25 protein-coding genes and 1 pseudogene are annotated in these 20,748 nt (G+C 41.6%); all 26 read right to left on the minus strand.

What is annotated here, in order from left to right; genetic code table 11:
• Positions 1-4 precede the first annotated feature (4 nt).
• Entirely contained in the window at positions 5-247 is a 243-nt protein-coding gene (locus tag G6554_RS02385; protein WP_166238395.1) for a hypothetical protein, read from the minus strand.
• On the minus strand, positions 228-4,646 hold the full coding sequence (locus tag G6554_RS02390; RefSeq protein WP_166238397.1) for an LPD38 domain-containing protein: 4,419 nt from the start codon (positions 4,644-4,646) through the stop codon (positions 228-230). Before G6554_RS02390 ends, G6554_RS02385 begins: the two co-directional genes overlap by 20 nt.
• A gap of 10 nt (positions 4,647-4,656) precedes the next feature.
• Entirely contained in the window at positions 4,657-5,550 is an 894-nt protein-coding gene (locus G6554_RS02395) for a hypothetical protein (RefSeq protein ID WP_166238399.1), read from the minus strand.
• A 12-nt stretch (positions 5,551-5,562) separates the two neighbouring features.
• Complete coding sequence (locus G6554_RS02400; protein WP_166238401.1) at positions 5,563-6,129, minus strand: hypothetical protein; 567 nt, start codon at positions 6,127-6,129, stop codon at positions 5,563-5,565.
• 8 nt (positions 6,130-6,137) lie between these two features.
• Positions 6,138-7,949: a DUF2460 domain-containing protein gene (locus G6554_RS02405; protein ID WP_166238403.1), complete on the minus strand. Its 1,812-nt coding sequence runs from the start codon at positions 7,947-7,949 to the stop codon at positions 6,138-6,140.
• A gap of 78 nt (positions 7,950-8,027) precedes the next feature.
• Complete coding sequence (locus G6554_RS02410) at positions 8,028-9,635, minus strand: right-handed parallel beta-helix repeat-containing protein (protein ID WP_166238405.1); 1,608 nt, start codon at positions 9,633-9,635, stop codon at positions 8,028-8,030.
• Entirely contained in the window at positions 9,635-10,354 is a 720-nt protein-coding gene (locus G6554_RS02415; protein ID WP_166238407.1) for a hypothetical protein, read from the minus strand. Before G6554_RS02415 ends, G6554_RS02410 begins: the two co-directional genes overlap by 1 nt.
• On the minus strand, positions 10,354-11,400 hold the full coding sequence (locus G6554_RS02420) for a hypothetical protein (RefSeq protein ID WP_166238409.1): 1,047 nt from the start codon (positions 11,398-11,400) through the stop codon (positions 10,354-10,356). Before G6554_RS02420 ends, G6554_RS02415 begins: the two co-directional genes overlap by 1 nt.
• A complete protein-coding gene (locus G6554_RS02425) occupies positions 11,397-11,648 on the minus strand; it encodes a hypothetical protein (protein WP_166238411.1) in 252 nt (83 codons plus the stop codon). The genes G6554_RS02420 and G6554_RS02425 overlap by 4 nt, the downstream gene beginning before the upstream one ends.
• Entirely contained in the window at positions 11,648-12,037 is a 390-nt protein-coding gene (locus G6554_RS02430) for a phage tail fiber protein (protein ID WP_166238412.1), read from the minus strand. Before G6554_RS02430 ends, G6554_RS02425 begins: the two co-directional genes overlap by 1 nt.
• A 64-nt stretch (positions 12,038-12,101) precedes the next feature.
• Positions 12,102-12,233 (minus strand): hypothetical protein, encoded by a 132-nt coding sequence (locus G6554_RS25940; RefSeq protein ID WP_278187240.1) that lies wholly within the window; start codon positions 12,231-12,233, stop codon positions 12,102-12,104.
• Positions 12,234-12,249: 16 nt separating this feature from the next.
• Complete coding sequence (locus G6554_RS02435) at positions 12,250-13,080, minus strand: major capsid protein (protein ID WP_166238414.1); 831 nt, start codon at positions 13,078-13,080, stop codon at positions 12,250-12,252.
• Positions 13,081-13,095: 15 nt separating this feature from the next.
• Complete coding sequence (locus G6554_RS02440) at positions 13,096-13,887, minus strand: hypothetical protein (protein WP_166238416.1); 792 nt, start codon at positions 13,885-13,887, stop codon at positions 13,096-13,098.
• Between the two features lie 182 nt (positions 13,888-14,069).
• The gene (locus G6554_RS02445) at positions 14,070-14,207 is read right to left on the minus strand and encodes a hypothetical protein (protein ID WP_166238419.1); all 138 of its coding nucleotides are present in this window, start codon (positions 14,205-14,207) and stop codon (positions 14,070-14,072) included.
• Positions 14,200-15,972: a portal protein gene (locus tag G6554_RS02450; RefSeq protein WP_166238421.1), complete on the minus strand. Its 1,773-nt coding sequence runs from the start codon at positions 15,970-15,972 to the stop codon at positions 14,200-14,202. Before G6554_RS02450 ends, G6554_RS02445 begins: the two co-directional genes overlap by 8 nt.
• Positions 15,965-16,198, minus strand: a complete 234-nt coding sequence (locus G6554_RS02455; RefSeq protein WP_166238423.1) for a hypothetical protein — start codon at positions 16,196-16,198, stop codon at positions 15,965-15,967. The genes G6554_RS02450 and G6554_RS02455 overlap by 8 nt, the downstream gene beginning before the upstream one ends.
• Positions 16,199-16,405, minus strand: a complete 207-nt coding sequence (locus G6554_RS02460) for a hypothetical protein (protein WP_166238425.1) — start codon at positions 16,403-16,405, stop codon at positions 16,199-16,201.
• Positions 16,406-16,546: 141 nt separating this feature from the next.
• Complete coding sequence (gene terL / locus G6554_RS02465) at positions 16,547-18,049, minus strand: phage terminase large subunit (protein ID WP_207342966.1); 1,503 nt, start codon at positions 18,047-18,049, stop codon at positions 16,547-16,549.
• Positions 18,012-18,434: a terminase small subunit gene (locus tag G6554_RS02470; protein ID WP_166238427.1), complete on the minus strand. Its 423-nt coding sequence runs from the start codon at positions 18,432-18,434 to the stop codon at positions 18,012-18,014. The genes terL and G6554_RS02470 overlap by 38 nt, the downstream gene beginning before the upstream one ends.
• Before the next feature lie 43 nt (positions 18,435-18,477).
• Entirely contained in the window at positions 18,478-18,618 is a 141-nt protein-coding gene (locus tag G6554_RS02475) for a hypothetical protein (RefSeq protein WP_166238151.1), read from the minus strand.
• A gap of 256 nt (positions 18,619-18,874) precedes the next feature.
• The gene (locus G6554_RS02480) at positions 18,875-19,342 is read right to left on the minus strand and encodes a sigma-70 family RNA polymerase sigma factor (protein WP_347564271.1); all 468 of its coding nucleotides are present in this window, start codon (positions 19,340-19,342) and stop codon (positions 18,875-18,877) included.
• Entirely contained in the window at positions 19,330-19,503 is a 174-nt protein-coding gene (locus tag G6554_RS02485) for a hypothetical protein (protein ID WP_166238429.1), read from the minus strand. Before G6554_RS02485 ends, G6554_RS02480 begins: the two co-directional genes overlap by 13 nt.
• Positions 19,484-19,753 carry a hypothetical protein gene (locus tag G6554_RS02490; RefSeq protein WP_166238431.1) on the minus strand — a complete coding sequence of 90 codons (270 nt, stop codon included), beginning with the start codon at positions 19,751-19,753 and terminating at the stop codon, positions 19,484-19,486. Before G6554_RS02490 ends, G6554_RS02485 begins: the two co-directional genes overlap by 20 nt.
• A 181-nt stretch (positions 19,754-19,934) precedes the next feature.
• Positions 19,935-20,147 (minus strand): hypothetical protein, encoded by a 213-nt coding sequence (locus G6554_RS02495; RefSeq protein WP_166238433.1) that lies wholly within the window; start codon positions 20,145-20,147, stop codon positions 19,935-19,937.
• 19 nt (positions 20,148-20,166) lie between these two features.
• On the minus strand, positions 20,167-20,382 hold the full coding sequence (locus tag G6554_RS02500; RefSeq protein WP_166238435.1) for a hypothetical protein: 216 nt from the start codon (positions 20,380-20,382) through the stop codon (positions 20,167-20,169).
• Positions 20,383-20,387: 5 nt separating this feature from the next.
• Positions 20,388-20,747, minus strand: a pseudogene (locus G6554_RS02505) (DUF1064 domain-containing protein); the annotation flags it as partial.
• Position 20,748 lies beyond the last annotated feature (1 nt).

Raw genomic sequence — 20,748 nt, forward strand, 5'->3', positions numbered from 1 at the left:
GAACTCAATTTGAGCTCCCTTTTGATTTATTTTTATTTTTTGGACTGTTATTACTATACAACCACCAAGCAACAGCAAACGGTGTAGCCATCATAAATCCGAAGATCAGTATTACTTGCCAAGTAAAAAAACCTTCTGGAACAATAGCAATCAAGAATAACGGAACGAAGAACAAATACATCAGCCACCACGGGCCATCTTTTCCGTACCGTTCTTCATATTCTTTTTTACTTAGTTTTTTCCCCAATATCAATCAGCGCCTCTCTAGCCAGAGAGTTCATTTGACGATCTAATTCATCTAACTGATAGCGTTTTTCTTGAGGTGTTAAGTCATAAGATGATTGAATAGCGCGATATTGATTCCTTAAATCACTAATGTCTCTGCTGACTTTCGTTAGATATTTGTAATCGTCTACCCGTGCGTAATTAACATCATCCCCTTCCTCATAACCTTCTTGGTTGCGTTTCGCTGAATTTCGTTCTTTGGTCAATTTATCAATGGTGTCATAGAAATCTGTCATGATCTGACCACCGCCCGTAGAGTCAACCGTGAAAGCATTCATAACAGGAAGTTCAGACCACTTCTTCGCTTCTTGTGGTGGTGTTTTTCCAACTTTTAAAGCTTCAAGTAAATTATCCGCACCAGCCGTTGCGTATTTACCTAGACCAGCTCCATATCCTCGAATGAGGTTATCTGTTTTGTATGGTGAAATATCAGGTAATAGGCTAAGCGCACCGCCTTCTCCGGTTAAATTCCCCACCGTCCTAGCAACTAAGCTAGTGGATGGCCCATATTGGTCTTGAGGCAATAAATCCTGGTCACGTCTAGGAACAACAGGCCCACCAGTAAAAAAGCTATGATTAGTCATATTTTCGATGATTGGAGTTAGTCCTGTCAACATATGTGGAATTTTTAATATTTCTACTGCTTGCCGTTGAATAAATTTACTCCAACTATCCGGATCGTTCTGTTTTATATAGTCCATTACTTGCTCGACAGGATTTGCAAAAACGGGCGCTAAGTCAAACGGTTTCGGGATACGCGCTAATTCATCAGTCCCAGGAATCGGCAAAAGAAAGAAAGTATCTTTCATCCATTTTGGAGTATTAGCATAGGTTTCTTTCTGCTTTTCATTTGCCATTTTATCCATCATGACATAAGCACCGATGGCTGGTAACGTAACGCCGGTAATAGCTTTTATAGTAGTTCGAACAGGATTTTGTTTAAATGCCCTTGCGATTTTATCTTTACCCTGTAAGTTAGCATTCAAGAAAGCAACCGCTCTATTCCACTGCCTCATATCTGTTCCGACACGTCCAAAGTCCATCAAATCACGAGATTGAAAAGCCGCTTCTTGGGGTGTAGCTCCTTTCTTCATCGCCCTTCTAAATTCACCGAGTTTAGTTGCTTCCTCTGTAAATTCTGACATAGACTGTAAAGTATGAAGAATCAATTTGGTGAATTCTTTCGGGTTAGTAATGGTCTTAAACCCTTTTTGATAAAGTGTGCCTTCCTTTTTCAAGGTACTCAATGTTTCGCGAAGATAATTCCGATCTTGTGAAAGGTAATTTCCGTACCCCCCTCCTTCTCGTACCCATTGCTTGTACAATCCGTCTTTATTTAATGCTTTCCCTTGAAATACCTTCCACGCCCCAACGGGTAAATCAATAATCGGAAAATATCCGTTATTAGACACTACGAACGCTTGGAACTGGTCACGGATAGGATTCCGCAGCATAAACTCAGGTGTTAGGGTTGCCCCGGCCCTAAGCATACCAGTAGGAACTGATAAAAACTGAATGACTTTGTTTGTTGTGTCTTCATCTAGCTGTTGTATAGCTTCATATAGGTCTTTATCAAGCTGGTATTGAACCTTTTCCCCGTTCTCGAACACGGTAACAATATGTTCTTTTTTAACATCCTGCGCCCCATGTAATCGCTCGACAAATTGACCTGCACCCTCGATGTCTGCCAATCTGGAAAGCTCTAATCCTACTTTGTTTTTCTCAACCGCATTTACCACTGCAAAAGTATTTTTCACCATACTCTCCAATGGATCAATAACATCACGGGTAGAACCTTTTAACCTTTTCACAGGATTAGTTAAGTTAGCAAACCCTTTACCACCGCCTAGACCCGATGCAATATCATCCTCAAAGAAACGATAAAACGGAACATAGTTCGGATATTTCTTTTTCATTTCTTCTACTGCTTTTGCTGAAAGGATACCGCCATCTTTCAACATATCCAGAAGCTTGTTATTATACTTCATTAATCCTTGGTGTACCTGGTTCATTTCGGGAGTATTGAATTTGGACATAACCTTTTCAATTTCTTCTTTGGTCATACCGCTTTCAATGTCCAAAGTTTCTAATTCTTTTGCATGTACCGCTGTCGCGTAATCGGATACATCCTTCATGTTATAACCATATTTTTCAATAGGTTTTAATATGTCTTTAAAATCATGCAAGATTAATTCAGCTTTCTTAGGAGCCCCAACGGATAAACGAGCCTTTTTGTAAAGGGATTGTTCCGCACTATTTAATTGTCCGGTAACTTGCTTTTCGACTTTCTTCAAACGGTCGAATTTATCAATAAATTGACTATATAGTCTATCTACCTTTTCGCCGACAGTCACTTGTTCTTTCCCAGTACGATCAATTTTACCACGCAATCGCATTTCGGGACCTTGTTCAATCCAACGATCTACATCGCCTTGCGTTTTCAACAACCCTTGTTTTACCTTTTTAGGCAGCACATTCTCGAAGTGTTGTGAAAACATTGGCGCATCCGTTACCGCTTTTTGTGGGTCAGATAAGTATAAACGAATGAACTCCGCTAAACCTTCTTCACGAACTTCCTGCGGTGTGTAACCTTTTCCGGATGTTACTTTACCCAACTTCATTAATTCGTTATCAAACGCCGCATCTGTGAGCTTAAACTGCTTGTCTAAGTGGTGACCGATTTCGTGAGAGATAACTCCGATATCGCCATAGTTTTTCGTTCGAATAACCTCCGGATTGACTTTGAAATATCCACTTACGTTATCATCAACATTTCCCAACCGCCCATGACGGATAGTAACCCCTAAGTTTTTACGAGTGTTATTCAGCAATTCTTGACGACTGATAGGTTTTACTTGTTTGCCGCTAGGCGCACGTAACGGAACGATTTCATTTTGCATAGCCTGGACGCCACTAGGTAATGAACCACTTTGTTTGTGATTAACAGGTGGAAGTAATTCTTGAGTGTTTGCAAATGCCTTGGTAGGTTGTTCAGCGTTCACCCTCATATTGTTGATTTCATTGTCAGCAGCAGGAATGATTTCATCTAGCGATTTTCCGACTTTCGGCACTTCTACCCTAGGAGTAATTTTCGGCTCGATTTTAGGCAAGTAGTTCGGTTTTGTAATATCATTTCCGTTAGGCATCAAGCTATCATAATTGCTTTTAGGTTTTATCGGTAAAGCGTTATCCGCTTGAACTGACCTTTGCATATCGGTGAAAGCTTTCGATACTTGTCCGCTGTCCGGCAATAGATTTCGCATGGTTCGATTGGATGCTGATTCAAATCCCTTAGCAATACCTTTCCCAGCACCATAAAGTAATGGATCCGCAAGACCGCCAATCGCTGTATTCATGCCAATATACTTAGCGTTATCTTTCCAGTTATAATCGGTAGGATTAAACCCTTCCCTTGCTGCCACTTCTGCCCCGGATATACCAGCGCCAATCGCTGAACCTTTGGCAGCCTCCGATACCAACCGCTTAGGAAGACTTTTGGAGCCAAACTCCGTTAAGGCTTTACCGGCTTTAGAGGAATTTAATGCCTTATATCCCCCAACACCCGGAACAAGATACCCTAATCCAGTGGTAAGCATATCAGTGCCGCCACCTTCCCCAAACTTTCGTTGAGAAAGGTAGTCCGGTGTTTGGCCAGACATCTTTTTATCTAGGTTGCCTATTACACCGAAAGAGGCCGAATCAACCGCACGATTCGAGCCCCTTTGAATTTCGCTGAATGTTTTGGATTGGTTTCGATTCGCATAGTTTTTTGCCGCTTGCCCCACACTGACATCATCAAATGGATTAAGTGTGTCTTTCGCTAATCGACCGATATCCTTTAAGTCATCAAGCAAATTTTTGTTTTTCTTCTTTTTTGGAACCACTTCTTCTTTTTGCACGGTTGTTTTTTGTACCTTTGGTGGTTCGTACATCTCTTTATTGCGATTCCGCTCAACGCTTTGGGATGTATTCTTTTCCATGTTCGCAAAAATTCCATCAAGAATTTCCTTTTGTGTGTATGCGCCGTGTCCTAAGCGCCCCTCGATTTTCCTATCTTCCTCAAAGTCCATATGGCGACGATATTCATCCTCATTATCGATACCCTGTTCACGAGATAACTTAGAAAATTTATCATTGTAGCTTCTACCGTATTTTTTAATACTAAGAGGCTTTAATAGATCTGTTTCCCATTTATAGGATTTATCCTTACTTTTCCCCTCATACCCCGGCAAAGAATACTGAACACGGGAGGCTTTGGAAGCCTCCTTAAAATTAATATTTCCCGTTTTGGCATTCTCTGCCGCTACCTGTTTCTTTCTTGCTTGATCTTCTTGCCATAGTTGATAAGCTGATTTAGCCATTAGGCATCACCTACATTCCTAGCATTTTCATTTTATCCCACGCACTCAAGTTAGGATTTTGGGCAGGAGGTACCGGGTTTTTAAAGTACGGCGAGCCTGTGCGCTGTCCAGCTATGATAGCAGGATTAGAGTAATATTGGTCGAGTGGCGCAATAGGAGCCTTAGCATCTGTATAAGCACTTTTGCTTGCTGTTGCTTTTGCTGTAGCTGTCGAGCTTGTTTTAGCTGTGCTCGTTTTCCTGGATTTTGCTGTCTTCGCTGCATTCAGTGCCGCTAGTGCCTTCTGATACTCTAACTCTTTCATTTTCTTCTCTAACGCCCATTGTTCTTGCTGCATTTGATAATTACGGTAATCCTGATACCGCTGGTAAATATCTTGCTGTGACTGACTAAATGCATCTGCTAGTTTGCTTGACCTCTCAGCCGCAATGGCATTCATAATCGCCTGTTCACGGGAAGGATCGTTTTCATTGGCAATTTGCTGGTCAATCCCTCGAATAGCCGTCGCCTCGTTGTTATTGATATCACGGAACGAATCCTGCCTTGCGGACGCTAATTGGGCTTGTGTGGTCAAATTCTCGCCACTGGCATTAATCCCATTCGCCGCCATCAATTCACGCAACCGTGATACATTCTGTGCGTTTACCACGTCCGCTTGGTTCCGCTGTGATTGATATTGTGGAGCTAAGTCTTTCTTCTGCTGGTTAAAGCCCGAAACAGCTTTTTCTCGCTGTGCTTTTAATTGGTCTATTTGGTTTTTCTGCTGCGCGTCATACATCGAATTAATTTTACTCGACATCGTATCGAACGGACTTGCTTCAAATGCTTTGTTTCCGTTATTTAACCGATAATACTTCCCTTGAGCATCCGCATACAGGTTATCGCCAATTTGGTAATCCGCCATGTGTCTCCCTCCTTAGTTATAGGCTCGGAACTGGATGTTATCAATTCCGTTATCCGCGTTAGATACACAGTTATAAATTTTTACTTCGCCGGTTGAGAGAATGATCACATCCAACCCTCGTTTGTTTTCATAATACTGATCCTTTGGACGATATCCCGCTGGTAAGGTAAAAACGGTGGTGCCATCCGTCCGTGTCCCAAGCTTAATCCGCCCATTCACATGCACCATGCCAAAAACATCTTTCCAATACCTTGCTTTTTGGTCGCCATAGGCATTCTGCCACCCGTTTTGTAACGAAGCGTCAATTTCCGCTGGTGGTTTATCGATGTACGTCTTCAAGCTTTCCAGTAGCGTTTGAACATCGGTTCCGGTTAGACCTGTAATAGTTGTCATCCCGATGTTTTTTGCTCCGGAATCACCTGCTTCCGTTTTTTTAAGTGCATCTATTAATTTGTTAAGATTAACTCTTACCTCGTCCGGGGCCGCGTCAAATTGAGCCTTTAATTCACTAGGATTAAGGGAAGGACGATCCGATAAATCCGCCACTTTTTTTGTAAAGGAAACTAATTTTTCAAACATGTAATCACCTACTTAATTTTGTTTTGATACCTGAACTCAATCCCCATAGAAAGAACAGAAAGACTCTCATCCAGCTTGTTATTTTGAATCATCAATTGAAAGTGAGTGACTTGTTTTGCCTTCACCTTTTGCTTAAATGGTTTCGGAAAATTAGAAAAGAAAAAGGTGAAATTCCCAAAATCCAAGTTGGCGAAGTCGAACAAATTAAATTGAATTGGTTTATTGGGATTAATCAAGATATTTTCCGCTTTATCAGAAGAATAATAGAGATCCACACTCGTTCGGCTAGCTGGTTTCAAGGAAAAGTAAACACTCTCAATATACTTTTTCATTTCATCCGCTTTGAAAGTAAGCTGTTTCGATTTCCAATAAGCATTAATCGGCTGCCCATCGTCATTGTAAGCTAATCCCTCGTATTCTTTTTTGAACCGATAAACCAAGCCGTCTGTTTGGCTGCCGAAATACAAATAGCCATCCTTCACTAAGAAGCATGACGCATTAATATTATTAAAGACATACCATTCACCGTATTTAGCATCCTGTGACTTTTGCGTGTAGTCTAGGACGTACACATTTCCATTTACCGCCAACCAATACTTTTTATCGAAATCAATCGATACTGCATTATCTAATCCCGATTCAAGCAACAATTTCCGGTCAATCTTAGAAGAAATATGCACGACGTTTCGCTCGTCTTTGACGTTCGATGCCACCAACATGTATACCCCATCTTTTGAAAGGCTCACTGGGTTGTTCTCGATGATTTGAATACTATTTGATGCAATCGTACCCACTTGGTTGTTAATCGGCTTAGAAGGGAAACTAACGACTCCTTCTTCGGTAATCTGAAAACTAACCATGTGCTTTCCGTTGGGCTTTTCTACAATTAGATAATCATATTGTTTGCTGAACCCCATAATCTTTTCGGACATCCGGTAATAGCCATTTTCGAGCCAGTAGGTCGCATCGTAAAGCCCTGACCTATACATGTATTCCGGCATATCGGGATTACCAGCAATAAACATTCGAGTATCATTCGAACCCCCAAACCCAACCGCCATCGTACATTTGATGATTCGCTCACGGTAGCCGGACACCGTTTTCCCGGCTGTGATAATGACATTGTTGGTTCCTTTTGCCGGGGCTGTCGTAAAGGTAATTTTGCCGTTTACCCGGTCTACTGATAAGCCGCTACCCTCATTGATAGTAGTTGTCCCTACCACCGCTGAAACGGTTGTTGCGTCCAATCCCGTTAAGGACATCTGATAAACAGTTGCTTCGCCATCACCGGAAAAGGAATCTTTCCATTTGTTACCGATTAGGTTGAAATCCTCATTTGCTGAACCACCGCCACTAGGATTCTTCGATATCTGCAGCACAGGAATATATGGTTCTACTGCCTTAATGGTCGAACCATCGTAGACTAGGAAATTCACTCCGTCCATGATGTAGCATTTACCTTCCATGACAAAGAAATTAATCTTGCCATTTTGAATGCCATCGAATAGGACAGTCGGCTGTGCATCCCCGGATTGGGTATATAATTTAGTACCGTGGGCGATTAAAAAAATCATGCTGCCATCCGTCTTGGTGTACAGGTACAAATCATTGATTTTACCCGCGCCTAAGCTGTCGGCAAATACCCTTGCATACCCCGTGCGCTTATCCAGCGAGCCTTTTTCGTTACTAACCACATTCAGCGCATCCGGGGAACGATGGTCGCTGATTTGGGTTGCTGTGCCACTGACATCTAACCCTTGAAATGGTTCGAGACGTAAAAGTGGTTGCGACTTCTGCGCGTACCCTGCCATTTGTGCCATAAATCATCCTCCTTTCCATAAAAAATAGGACTGATTATTTTCAGTCCTTGTTACGACGGAGTATCGTCCAAATTTGTATCAATATAATGGGTTAACCACTCCATTACCATCCTTGAATTTCAATTTTCCATCACCAATATGTGTAAAAAATGTTCCATTAGGAGCATCTACTTCCGATAATGTTGGGGGTTGAATAGCTCCCAAAAATTGCGCTACTAGTCCTTGCTGTTTTAATCTCATATACTCCTTATAAACTTCCGATCCGGCTGTTCCTGTCCATCGTGCAAAAACCATATCATTTGTGTTAGGGTCTAATTCTAAACTACCTTTTATTACACCATTACTCAACAAACGTTGTGATAATATGCGGGTATCATCCCCTCTATCCAATTGGTGAATGATGTTACCCTTTGTTTTTTTCGTGTATTTATTGTTAAATTCCCTTGTTATTCTGTCACCGTTTGATAAGTCTGTATAAGATAATCCAGTACCTAAATGATCATATTCAGAAATAAAACGGTCAGCACCTACTTCAACATAAATTCCTTTTGTTGTTGTTCCATTTTGGGCTTGTAAAATAGTATTACGTCTAGTTTCCATTACTGTAACACCTACAACATGTAAACTATACTCCGCCAGTTTAGAATTAATAAAAGCATACCCAACACTAGCAAATTTACAAGGAAAGGCAGATGTACCAATTTCAATATCAGCATATTTGTTAATCGCATCATTTAATTGTCCGTTTTGTTCATAATACCCTCTAACAATATTGAACGCATTACCACCAACATTTAAAACACCGTTTTTGCGGTTTCCTTCTATATCACAATCAACTAATGAAACAACATCATTTCCATTACTATAAAAACCATTACCATAATTAAAATTTATATAACACCCAACAAATAAAACGTTATTTGTTGCATTTCTTAAATCTACACCATCATTTCTATTCCATTGAAAACGACAATTTGTTGCTCTTATCGTCCATGAGTTTTCAGTGTGTAGACCTTCATCATTGTACGTAACATCCAGATTTTCTAGTATAACTAAATTTGTAGCATACGAGCAATCTATACCGTGACCGCTATTTATATTATTCCCTTCAATAGCAAAATCTCGTAGTATTACATGTGTAAGATTATCTCCTACAGTTCCACTTATTTTTATGGCTGGGGATATCCCTGTGTTGTACAGTTTAGAACTTTCAGATGAAACACCCTCTAAAATTATTCCTTGTGGAACAACAACCCCTGTTATAGATAGTGTTTTATTAGGAAGTACCACTTTGCCACCATTAGGTAAACTATCTATTGCTCTTTGCAATCTTCCGTTATCATCTGTTTCTTGTAAATCACGATAAAATTTAGAAACATAAGCAACACCGCTATCGAACGTAATTTGTGCCAACTCCGTCGTAAACCCATTCAGCCTATCCCCTAACGTTTGCTCGCCGCCACGGGCCGCTTCCACCTCGACATTGACATTCACCTTGGCGATTTCGTCAAACCGCTCGTTCACCTGTTCAATCGCTTCTTGTTTGGCCAATTGGATATTGCCTGTCGGAGTCCCCACAAACGCTTCTTTTGTATCCGTCGTGTAAGCAGGAACACCCGGTTCTAGTACAGGGAGCCTTTCTTTTGGGCCTTTCTTCCATCTCACATCTGCGTTAATAACTGGCATCAAAAATCACCCCCGTCATAGATAATCCTCGTCGTTGTTTCCTGCTGAATTTGTGGTTGTTCGTCTGTTGGGTACATACCGTACACATCCTGTATCTTGGTGATTTTCGCCGGACGTTTCCGTTTTAACTCGTCATACCGGGAATTAAAAAAAGAAGCCCTATTTGGGTCTTCTTCCATCATCAGATGTGCCGCTAATCCGTAAGGAAGTACCATCAATGTGGTACGGTCATCCAGAAAAAACAGGCTGTTTTCGTCCATAATCACGGACGGTGTGACGGTTGCCGGTGTTAATTCCGCCTGCAACATGGTTAAAACGGACCATGATTTCTTTTTGTATTCTTGTGGATAGCCTTCATACGTGCCGTCCTCTGATTCTTCGCCCATGAGGTCCATGGCTGTAACGAAAACTTGTTGCGCTGTGATTCCGTTTCCTGTTGTAAACGAGAACACACCATCGAACAAATTGGTTTCGTTGCCGTAATCATCGGTAATTGTAATTTCATACGCATATTCCCCTGTTAGTCCTTTTGTATCAGACGAGAACAAATAAAGTGTAAAGGTGTTACCTGTGACGGTGATGTCCTGTTTGGTGAGGATGACCGTATCGTCCTTATACAAGCTAAATGTAAGATAGCCATCGGATAAAACAACATCAGTCACGGTAGCTGTGATGGTTTTTGCGTTACCCGCCCGCATCGAAATGTTTTGAATGGTCATCAGAACCCTCCTCTCAATGTAATGGTGGATGGTGTAGTGCTTTTTAGGTGAATACCAGGCGAAGCACCGCTTCTTAATGAAATGGTATCTCGTGACTGTCCGTGCATCATCATGCCTGAAACGATGGGATTTCGCTGTTTTTTGGTCATGACTGCGAATGCTGTTAGAAACCCTCGTCCTAGTAAATCAGCAGAAGCCAGCCACGTACTACGTCCGGTGGGAATGGCATCTAATACTCCGGTACCCACTAACTCAGCTTGAGTGTTCCTAATCGCTTGTGGGGTGGCTGATAAGATGCCTTGTGCTGTTAAGTTAGCCGAACCTGTTACAATGGATAAATCCTCTGCGCTTGCGGACAGTGCGCCATGACCGAGCAAGGAGGCAGAACTGTTTTGTAGCCGTTGACCTGTCGCTAGAAAAGAGCCCGACCCTTTTAAATCGGCTGTACTCTGCTTGACGAGTTGACTGTCTGCTGTGAGTAATCCTGTGCCGGTTAAGGCGGCTGAACCGTCTTGGGTGGTGGGTGTTCCGCCTGTGTTGAAATCTTCGACCAGGAAATTATCATAGCGAGTTGTATTTGCATAAAGGGCGAATCCGTGCTTGGTCTGAGTTAGGAATGTATTGTCTGTGAAAGTAAACTTTAACTCTCCGTTGTAATAAATTTCATGAGTATTACTCATGATTTTTATTTTTATAACAGTATCATTACCCATACCAGCCCCAGTACTTCCTATTTGGGAGTTCGTTCCATTTACTCTTTTATAGACTCCTGAACCCTCTATAAAATAATAATTCCTACTGTCAGTAAATCTCCAAACAGGTTTGTTGTAATTATGACTAATGACGATACTAAACTGAATAACCACATCTGAGTTATTGGTATCAATAACTGCCCACTTATCCCCGTTTATCGCACCATATGCCTGATTGTTAATAATCCCCCACGGATAAGTTCCGTATGTTTCCCATACTTGTCCTGTATCCGCAACACCTAAAGAGGTGGGATTATCCGCTCTATTGAAAGAATCTGAAACAATAACTGTCACCCGCTACCACCAACGTTCCACTTCATCACATCGTCATATGTTAATCCTTTTGCCTTGGCAGTTGCTTCTAAAGCCTGACGAGGAAGTTGTTTCTTTCGCCCCGCTTGTTCGGGCAATTCATTTATGACAGCGACTAAATATTCACCGTCTTTTTCCTGTCCGACAAAAGCAGTTCCTTCAGGTAAATCAGGACGGAAAGGATCTGATTCTGTACCACTACCAATTGTTTTAACGGTATAGTAAAACATCAGTCAAACCCAACAGTTAAACTACCCGCTGGAATCCGAAATACATCGCCATTCGCCATCGTTTTCGACGCCGCTAAGGCTCCGTAAAAAAGAGGATTCCCCCCTGTTTGCGCATCCCAAATTGACAGATGGCTAAACGTAATAGCTGCATTGACGTTCCACGTTAAATCAGCGCTATTTGCACCCACCCCATCCGTTGGGGCGCCTACCGTTAGTAATTGACGGGCATAGGCCGGATAAGCGCCCGTTGTCACCTCTGCCACGTTACCGGCTTCGGTAGGGTCTGCCGTATGGAGAGCGACATACACATTGGTTGGTGAGGTGTAAGCTGTCTTACGCAAGACATGGTCTACTAATTTGTTTTCAAGGTAATTTGTTAATTTGGTCATGTTATCGGCTCCTTTCATCAAAAAAAGGGGAAGCAAAGCATAGTTGCCTCACTTCCCCTTTTTGCTACTTCTTCTTTTTATCTTCTTTAACTTCTTTGAACCCTTCATTTTCAAAGGCAGAAATCATGACTTCATTGGTTAATTCTACTTTCACCAATTCGCCTTCTTCGGTTTCTTTTACGAAAATACGAGTCATTCTATATCACCCCTTCTTATACTTCTAACCAAGCGTATACGCCTTTTTTCTTCGCTTCGAGCACAAACGCATCATAATAGATACGACCTTCACAAAGCGCACCACTGATGCCAGGAGGGTTGTCATGGATTTTGTAGTCTTGTAGTTTCTTAGGTGCCACCATAACAGACTTGTGAGTAAGGATAAACGGTGTTTTGGTTGGGAAGTAAGTAGATGGAACCTTAATGATTTTCACTCCATCGATATCTCCAACTTGCCCATTGATTAAGCGTTGTACAGTTAGATCAGCCGCTTTCGAGAAGGTTCCGTCCTGTTTAATTAGGTTGAAAAACTTAGGTGTTACGTAAGCAATACGTCCTTCAACCGGTACTTTGTTTTCATCAAGATACTCTTGAGCCGATAAGAAAGAAACATATGCGTTGGCTGCTGTGATGGCTGCCGCTGTTGGTCGACCACCGTTAGCCGCTGCTGCTGCTACATATTTAGATAAACGGTAGATATCTAGTTCCGGTACGACTACTTCATCATTTTGACGAGCAAGCGCCTTACCAGCTTCACGTACCATAAGAGAGTCCATATTGTTTCCTTTGTCGATAGTAAAGGTAAATGAACGGTCTTTGGCCAGGGTGTAAGTCGCAATCGTGTCATCTAGTTCAGCTGGCGTACCATAACGAGTCGTGCCGGAACGAGTATAGTCATTCATGGCGCTGGTTGCGATGCTGTACACCTTAATCGATTGAGTGCCTTCCCAATCATAATCTTGATGCACGGATGCCTCGGTTAAAGATTTTAATTTAAAACGCTCGTCTACTTTACCTGAATATTTCGTCGCTAAGTTTACGGCCATTGTCTATCACTCCTATTAGTATGATTCAAACCCAGCTAAGAATGGATCTTCACTTGCAATCTCCGTACCACCATGAGCCGTTGTAGAACTCACTGGCGCCCGGTTTGCATTCGTCACATTCTGTTTATGGGTTTGTAGTTGCTGTCTTAATTGCTCGTTTTCGTGAGCCATGTAGGCAAATTTAAGAGGCACACCGCTTTGAGTCGCTTGCCATACAGATTCCGGAATTTCGTCTTTGTTTGAATCAAAGTCCCTCCCATTTGCCTGTTTAAAATGCTCGAAGAACTCGTTATACTCCGCATTTTGCTTTTCTTGCTGTGCCTTGGTTTGGCGCTCTTGCTCAAGTTGTTCACGGAATTTGCGACTCTCTAGCATTTCACGGGCATATTCTTCCGGGATGTTTTGCTGGACCAACTCGTCAATGCGAGATTGTTCCATTTGTTGGGTAACGGCTTGGATATATTCATCCGCTGTCATACCGTTTTGATTGGCTAAGGATTCGATGAAGTTTAGCCTTGGGTCTGATTCAAGAGCCTGCAGTTTCTCTTGAACCTTATCGTAATTGAGCCCCTTTTGTGCCAATTCACGGGCTGTCATTTCATCCAGTTCCATTTCCTCATGATTAAATTTCACCTTTAGGAATGGGCTTACTGGCTGTTCTGCTTCATCGGTCGCTTGTGGTTGGGCTTCCGGTTCGTCAGGTGTATCGAATGTATCTTCTGTATCTAGTGTGTCAGTGACTTCCTCGGACTGTGGTGTGTCATCTTGGAAATCATCGGGTAATATCATATCTTCGTCTTCAAACATTTATAATTCCTCCTTGCCTATGGTTGGGCAATTTAAATAAGCCTTTTTATGTCGTGCTTAGGACAATGCTTTACTTCTTCCAAACTAATTCATAGCCAAACCAATAAAAAATTAAATAATCATTTGTATTGTGAACCTTCGGAATTACATTTCGCATTTTATCACCCCAAAATAAAAAACACCTATTGTAGGCGTTGGATTTCTAGTTCTAATTCAATTTCGTGAATAACTCTACTGATTGTGTCACTATACATAGGCGAAATTTCTTCAAGTTTTCTTAATTCTTCTAAGTAATGAAATAACGCTGAAAGTCTATCCATTCATCACACCTCCCATTTGTGGTTGCTGTAACTGCGCTAATATTTGTTGCTGTTGCTCTACAGGTGCCGCATAAAAGGCTTGCTGTTCCTCGGGAGATAATGCCGATATTGCCGCCTCCGGACTATTCGCCATCTGTTGTTGCATTTCCATTTGTTGCTTTATTTTACTGATTAACTCTTGTTTTTGTGGGATATATTCATCCGGGATCCGCTCTAGATAGTCAATAAACTCGATGTATTGACCTTCGAGCAATTTATCCATTGTCGCTAAGGCTGAAATCTCTGACCAATACGACGACTCACCCACATCAACCTTTACGTTAAACCAGGTATTTTTTAGCTGGGTAAAATCAATCATCTGTACTTGCTTTTGCCCTTGGATATCCACGACAAGAGGACGCGTACCGTAATACGTGCCAATCATATCAATGAGAATCTTGCCGATGTCCTCTATCCACTCGTAAAGATTAGCCTTTGGATTCTCCAACGGAATAGCCGAAGACTTTTGCACGGCGATGATAGCTGACGTATTCTTAGGGTCAATCTGCCCCAATGCTGCGTCACTGATACCCATTGTTTCCTTGGTGTACTGCATGGCAAGCTCAATAGTTTGAATGATCTGATTAGACATATTACCCGGCTCCAAATAACCAGCAACATTTTTTATTGGTGCACTGAGATCCATACCACTCACACCGATAGCCGCCCCAATCTCGTTATCCCACATCGGAATAATATCAGCGTTGTACACCGCTTTAGGAAAGGCTGTCATCATAAGGTGGTACATAATCATAGCGAATTGACGATTGATATAGATTTGGTTAGGTAGCAACCCTGTAGCCAATGCTCGACCATGATAACTATTCTTCTGCTTCTCCCAATTTGCCCATGCCACCGGGTAAGTAGTAAGGCCTGTATCAATATCCTTATAGATATAGGCATTTTCCACGCTCTTGGATGCTGTGACCGCTTCAACTTCTTCTGTTAATGGCTTACCCATTTCATCAAACTGAGGATTACCCATTTCATCCAGTACAGGCCGCTTCACCTTTTTCTTACGGTAGACAATGATATAAAGCGCCTTACCGTATTCATCGGCATCTACTTCGATCTTCCCATTATCTGACGATTGCTCGCTGTATTCCTTATCCGCTTTGATGGCATCGACTTCCTTACCTTGCTGATGTCTCTTAGCTTCTTCACGCAAATTCTGGACCATATCACGGCCGGAGATAATGATATAAGGCTGTGACTCTGTCTTAGGATTGTTAGCATTACCGAAAAAGACGTTGGTTCCGTCTACCAATTCCATTTCGATTTCACCCTTAATCTCGTACATGGAGCCGTATGGCTGTTTGGACATATCAAAGTAGAAATGGGCTGCATAATCACCAGTGTTTGCACCGTCAAAGAGCGCATCCTTAATCTTAAAGTCCATCTTGAACTTTTCAAATAGATTCGTTACCACGGCATTTGCGATATCCGTCGGGGTTAATTCCTCGTGATCATCGCCGCCAGTATTCAAGAGAGGTTCAAAGTGTACCTTAGTCTTACTAGCCGTCAAACTTGCCACAAAGAAGGTCACAACCCGTTTAATAATGTTGAATACCGGCTTAGGCATGTTATCCGCCTCAAGATTGCGCCATTGGTTGCCAGCACAAAACTCAAGATTCGCGTCCACATTATCATAATAATTGGGTTTTAGGCTGTTATTGTACTTCTTTCCAGCGAGATACAACTGCCAATCCTTCGTTTTCTCACTCATCCGCTGTCACCTTCCTTCTCGCTGTGGCTTGGGCTACATCATATTTCATGGTTTTAATAAAATCCTGCTGCAATTGCTTTTGCTTGCGCACTGCTTCATCTGTATCTTTCGATGGCACTTTATCCGGTGGTTTCTTCTGTCGACCGTACCGGATGCCCATCCAAAAGAAGAAAAAAAGGCAACCAAAAAAGACTGCAGCAGTTAGCAATCCATAGATAAATTCCATTTAATTCATCCTATTCTTGACGACTTCTACAACTATCCGGGGATTCGTGACATCCTCGCCGCCGTAGTCGTCGCATGATTTATTTAAACAGATCATGGGGAGATTATTATAAGCGATTGTTTCCGCTTCGGGAGTATCATCGTTTTCAAACGTCATATATGTGATGCCGATTTGTAACAATGATTGGCATTTCGGGCATGTGTCCATGTAATCACCTACTTTTTACTGTTTTTTCGCTGTATTTCAGTCCCACATTTTTGGCATTTGTAAACTTTACTCCGTGTTATCTCCATAAAAGTCCTACACCTTGGGCACATTCGATGTTTATACGGTTTATCCCGCATTACTTCACCACCTCGTATAAGCAGATACTTTCGGTTTGCCGCCTGTCATTGTCTTAATAGCCTTTGCATGTTTTTCTTGCGGGGTTGGGTTGTCGGGATCTCCTTCAACTGGTATATCCGCATTATGATAAATAAATCTATTTAAAGCCTGTGACATAGCATCTACCTGGTCATCATTTTTCCCTTTAGGGAAGGAAGCTGCCTCTTCTACAAAGTCATGTACCCATTCCGCATTACGTGGAATATATACATTACCTGACTCGATATAAGCAGAAACTGCATTCACACGTGCTATTTTACCGCCTTGAGGATTAACTTTAATAAACCCGCCTATTTCTTTGTTAAGCATGGATATAATTGCAGGACCATTCGCTTTATCCTCGACATACTTACCAGCAATACCAGGATGTTTTTTCAACATATTGCGAATTGACTGCAACGTAGTAGGGAAGTTCATGCGAGCCTTTAAGTTATCAATCAGATACATATCAGCTCTCGTTTTGCCCCATACTTGGATGGCGACAAAATCATTATCATCTTCATCTTTGAAAGTAGCGTCTACAGAAAGAATTCTTTTTTGCATAGTTGGAAGCACATCATAATACTTCCACCAATCACGCTTAATCATATTCCCTTCTTGGGAAGTTGGTCTCCCTTGATAGAGCGAGTTAAAAGAAGCAGGATATCGTTTCCTCTCGGCAATAAAAGAATATCCATATCGCTCCGGCCACAACGGTTCACCAACCGCCCGGCCCAATACATCGTTCTCCTCAGCTTCAAGAGGAAAGTTATATACTTGCCAATTCAAAGGCTCACCATATTCCGGATTCAGCAGCCGCCCCTGTAGATCATCCTCATGCCACCGTGTCAAAATCAAAATAACAATCGCCCCAGGATGCAAACGAGAAGAAAAGGAGTCAATCCATTCATCCCATATTTTTTCCCTGTGGGTTTCACTGTCTGCTTCTTCCCGGTTCTTGATTGGGTCATCAATAATCATTAAGTCAGCACCTTGACCTGTGATACCAGCTAATACCCCGCGGCTAATCATGCCGCCAATGTTGTTATTTAATGTCCATTCATCATGAGCCGAACTATCCTTGGCTATTTCAATATCGAATAGTTCTTTGCCATACTGCCGTACCTTTTCTTTATTCTTCTTCCCGAACTTCCGGGCAAAGGTATCATTGTAGGATATCTCAATGATTCTATCCTCTGGGAACTGCCCTAAATAATAAGATGGTAGTGTTTCGGTAATCGTCATCGACTTTGAATGACGGGGAGGCATATTGATAGCGATGTACTGGTTTGCTGTTTCAATCTCCCCGGCTCGCATCTTCTTTTTATTGTCGATGGCCGTTTGAATCACATTCCCAATAAAATTAGAATGGGGAGCTCGCTTGTATCTACCTTCATGGGCAAATACCACATATTCCATGTAATCCTTGCGGGCTAATTCCCTTTTTATATCAATCAGCGTCGGCAGTTTTTGAGAGGATCGCTTCAAGCTCTTTCAACTCCTCAACTGACAACTTACTAAGGTCTGCATCTGTTTTAATGTTGTGAGTGGTTTCGCCGGATATTTGTTGTTTCTCAATAAAAGCAGCATTCGTTTTCGCGATATATTCAGACGCTTTCAAACGGTCTTTTAACTCTACCTCGTCATCACGCATGGTATTAGTCCAAAAACGTTTTACCTCTTCCATATCAGCTATTCTGTCACTCTCAATCTGTTTATTCCGTTCTGCAATAGCATTTTGTATTGTAGTATTTTGTAGTAACTTTGTAGTATTTCCTCGTGCATTATATCCAGCTTTCTTTGCTGCATCTTCAGCATTACCGCTAGATAGGTAGTAATCAACGAATCGTTGCTGTTTTTCGGTCAACTTCATTACATAGCACCTACCTCCATCATACTCAATTCTTATTCCATTCTTACTTATTTCTTATCGCACCATGCCGCCTGGTATACACATCTTTGTGCATCCCCATCAAATCCTCAATCTCTCGTACCGTTAGCTTTTCTTTATTCCTGCGCTTCTTAGGTGATTTCTCTTGCTGTTTATCCTTTTTCATAAACATCACCCTCTCATATTCACTCTAAACTGAATACTCCAGCTTAATAATCGGCGCGTCCGCTTAAACCGTTCAATCCTTGCATACTAGGTCAAATTATTAAGGCTTACAGAAAGTGATTCAGTTTACAAAGAACATAAAAAATAGACGATACCGACTACCCCAATAATCAGTACCGCCTAGCAACTGTAAATAGCATAACTCAAAGAAATAACATAAATTTAATCGTGGACTATTTCCGTAGCCCGCCTTTATTTTACACAGATATTTTTTTACCTTGCAACAACTCGGAAAAAGTTGTATTAGAGTGGAGTTGCGCCTTTATCTCCGAACGAAACTTATCGACGGAATCACGTGAAACTTCCAAATGATCGGCAATTTGGTACCGCGTCATACCGCTTAACATGCAGTCATACACGATTTTAAGAATTTCCCTGTCCAACAAATCGCCAGCACTTTCAATCGCAATCACCTTGCATTCATAATCTTCTAATCTCCGAAATTGCTTTTGCTCTCGGATATCCATATTTTTTAATTCAACTTGACTTTTGCCAGAACTACCTTTAGGCATGGCTGCTTCAATCCCGTATTGAGCCACACCCCAAGAACGCATAGGAAAAGATGTGCCATAAATGATTCTTTGAAGTCTGGCAATTTCCCGCTTCATCATGCGGTAATCCCGAATTAATTCTGTAATATCCATTTGTTTTACTACTTGTTCCACTTCATCAAGCACCCCCATCCGTACCCATATTCCCTCGCATCACTTGCTATTGCCCATCCACGGTTTTCATGGTCACTGACAACCTTTTTCAAGTTATTTTCATTTATCGCATAGACTACTTTTTTCAATTGTCTTGGGCGATTATCCCTCCAGCTTCCCATTGGATGCCTCCTCAATCCCGAATTTAGCGAGAAAATGCTGACGAATCTTTTTCGCTGTGATTTCCCCAATCCCTGGCCACTCTTCCAAGCCTTCCAATAAATCCACTAAACAATTAATATCGGATTCTCGTTGTTCTTTTGCGCCGGCTAAGAATCCACGGTCAAATACAACTGATTCCACGAAGGGCAAATTTAACTGATGATTAAATTTAGGTTGCTGGTTCCGTTTCATCTTTCTAATACTGCCCATACCGTTTCCCATCCTTATATCCTCGATTGTATTGATTAACCGCAAAAATCGAACATGTACAAAACCCCACCATACTGCCTAACAGAAAGAAAACAAACCACATTTGATTCACCCTTTCAAAATGCCGTTATTCACCCATATCTGCCGCCATGCTCTGTCTAGTCTTTCTTTACATCGGATCTTAATTGCCCTTTTTAACCGCCGCTTTTGCTTTACCTTGTTTACCATGCCTACCACCCACCTTTGGTATCATATCGCCGCCCAGGTGCTTACAATCAGCACCCATGCGACTAGAACAATGTTTATAAAAGGAACATCTTGTGAAGCAAATCATCATGTTGTCTTCCCTAACCATCCATTTCGGGCGATCATCCGCAATAATGACTCTTTGCAAGACATTCCCTCCAAATAAACTATTTAATTTTTCCAAACCATTTTTCGTATTCCTGAAGTTCTTTTTTCAAACGTTCGTTTTCTTCGATCAAATGACCTTTAGACCTGTATAATTGAGCACATTTACCAAGATGGACAAATTTCTTTGTTCGTTCATAAAGTTGACCGCTCCATTCATCCTCGAAGACTGGGTAATCACAGACTGGGCAATCTCCTACAATACATCCACTGGCCATTATTTGACCTCCACAAACCCTTTTGATTTGTCATATTTTAAGAGAGTAAGTGAATCTAAGTATTTCCGTTCAAATAGCTTTCGTTTGATGGCAAACTCTTTCGTAATTGCGCCTTTGATGTCCACGATCTCGATTGAACCATCTAATCTATAAACCTTAAAATCTGCTTTGTAGGTAATACTGCGAAAGGTTTTCCCGTTCTTTTTGAATCCTTCCTGCAGAACAAATTTAGGTTGCAACTTAAAATCCTTAATCTGTTTGGCTTGCTTGAGCCACTTTAATTGTGAGTAGTATATACTTTCTGCCTTAGAATCAAAGGTGATACCGTCTACCACTGTTTTTTTATTTCCGTACTTACTCGCCATC

It is taken from the genome of Bacillus sp. MM2020_4, assembly GCF_011250555.1.
Taxonomy (GTDB): Bacteria; Bacillota; Bacilli; order Bacillales; family Cytobacillaceae; genus Neobacillus.

Bases quoted from the DNA above. Each gene is read 5' to 3' on its own strand.
- G6554_RS02390 (WP_166238397.1), bottom strand. From the start codon at position 4,646: ATGGCTAAATCAGCTTATCAACTATGGCAAGAAGATCAAGCAAGAAAG.
- G6554_RS02395 (WP_166238399.1), bottom strand. From the start codon at position 5,550: ATGGCGGATTACCAAATTGGCGATAACCTGTATGCGGATGCTCAAGGG.
- G6554_RS02400 (WP_166238401.1), bottom strand. From the start codon at position 6,129: ATGTTTGAAAAATTAGTTTCCTTTACAAAAAAAGTGGCGGATTTATCG.
- G6554_RS02405 (WP_166238403.1), bottom strand. From the start codon at position 7,949: ATGGCACAAATGGCAGGGTACGCGCAGAAGTCGCAACCACTTTTACGT.
- G6554_RS02410 (WP_166238405.1), bottom strand. From the start codon at position 9,635: ATGCCAGTTATTAACGCAGATGTGAGATGGAAGAAAGGCCCAAAAGAA.
- G6554_RS02415 (WP_166238407.1), bottom strand. From the start codon at position 10,354: ATGACCATTCAAAACATTTCGATGCGGGCGGGTAACGCAAAAACCATC.
- G6554_RS02425 (WP_166238411.1), bottom strand. From the start codon at position 11,648: ATGTTTTACTATACCGTTAAAACAATTGGTAGTGGTACAGAATCAGAT.
- G6554_RS02430 (WP_166238412.1), bottom strand. From the start codon at position 12,037: ATGACCAAATTAACAAATTACCTTGAAAACAAATTAGTAGACCATGTC.
- G6554_RS25940 (WP_278187240.1), bottom strand. From the start codon at position 12,233: ATGACTCGTATTTTCGTAAAAGAAACCGAAGAAGGCGAATTGGTGAAA.
- G6554_RS02435 (WP_166238414.1), bottom strand. From the start codon at position 13,080: ATGGCCGTAAACTTAGCGACGAAATATTCAGGTAAAGTAGACGAGCGT.
- G6554_RS02440 (WP_166238416.1), bottom strand. From the start codon at position 13,887: ATGTTTGAAGACGAAGATATGATATTACCCGATGATTTCCAAGATGAC.
- G6554_RS02445 (WP_166238419.1), bottom strand. From the start codon at position 14,207: ATGGATAGACTTTCAGCGTTATTTCATTACTTAGAAGAATTAAGAAAA.
- G6554_RS02450 (WP_166238421.1), bottom strand. From the start codon at position 15,972: ATGAGTGAGAAAACGAAGGATTGGCAGTTGTATCTCGCTGGAAAGAAG.
- G6554_RS02455 (WP_166238423.1), bottom strand. From the start codon at position 16,198: ATGGAATTTATCTATGGATTGCTAACTGCTGCAGTCTTTTTTGGTTGC.
- G6554_RS02460 (WP_166238425.1), bottom strand. From the start codon at position 16,405: ATGGACACATGCCCGAAATGCCAATCATTGTTACAAATCGGCATCACA.
- G6554_RS02470 (WP_166238427.1), bottom strand. From the start codon at position 18,434: ATGAAGTTGACCGAAAAACAGCAACGATTCGTTGATTACTACCTATCT.
- G6554_RS02475 (WP_166238151.1), bottom strand. From the start codon at position 18,618: ATGAAAAAGGATAAACAGCAAGAGAAATCACCTAAGAAGCGCAGGAAT.
- G6554_RS02485 (WP_166238429.1), bottom strand. From the start codon at position 19,503: ATGGGAAGCTGGAGGGATAATCGCCCAAGACAATTGAAAAAAGTAGTC.
- G6554_RS02490 (WP_166238431.1), bottom strand. From the start codon at position 19,753: ATGGGCAGTATTAGAAAGATGAAACGGAACCAGCAACCTAAATTTAAT.
- G6554_RS02500 (WP_166238435.1), bottom strand. From the start codon at position 20,382: ATGGCCAGTGGATGTATTGTAGGAGATTGCCCAGTCTGTGATTACCCA.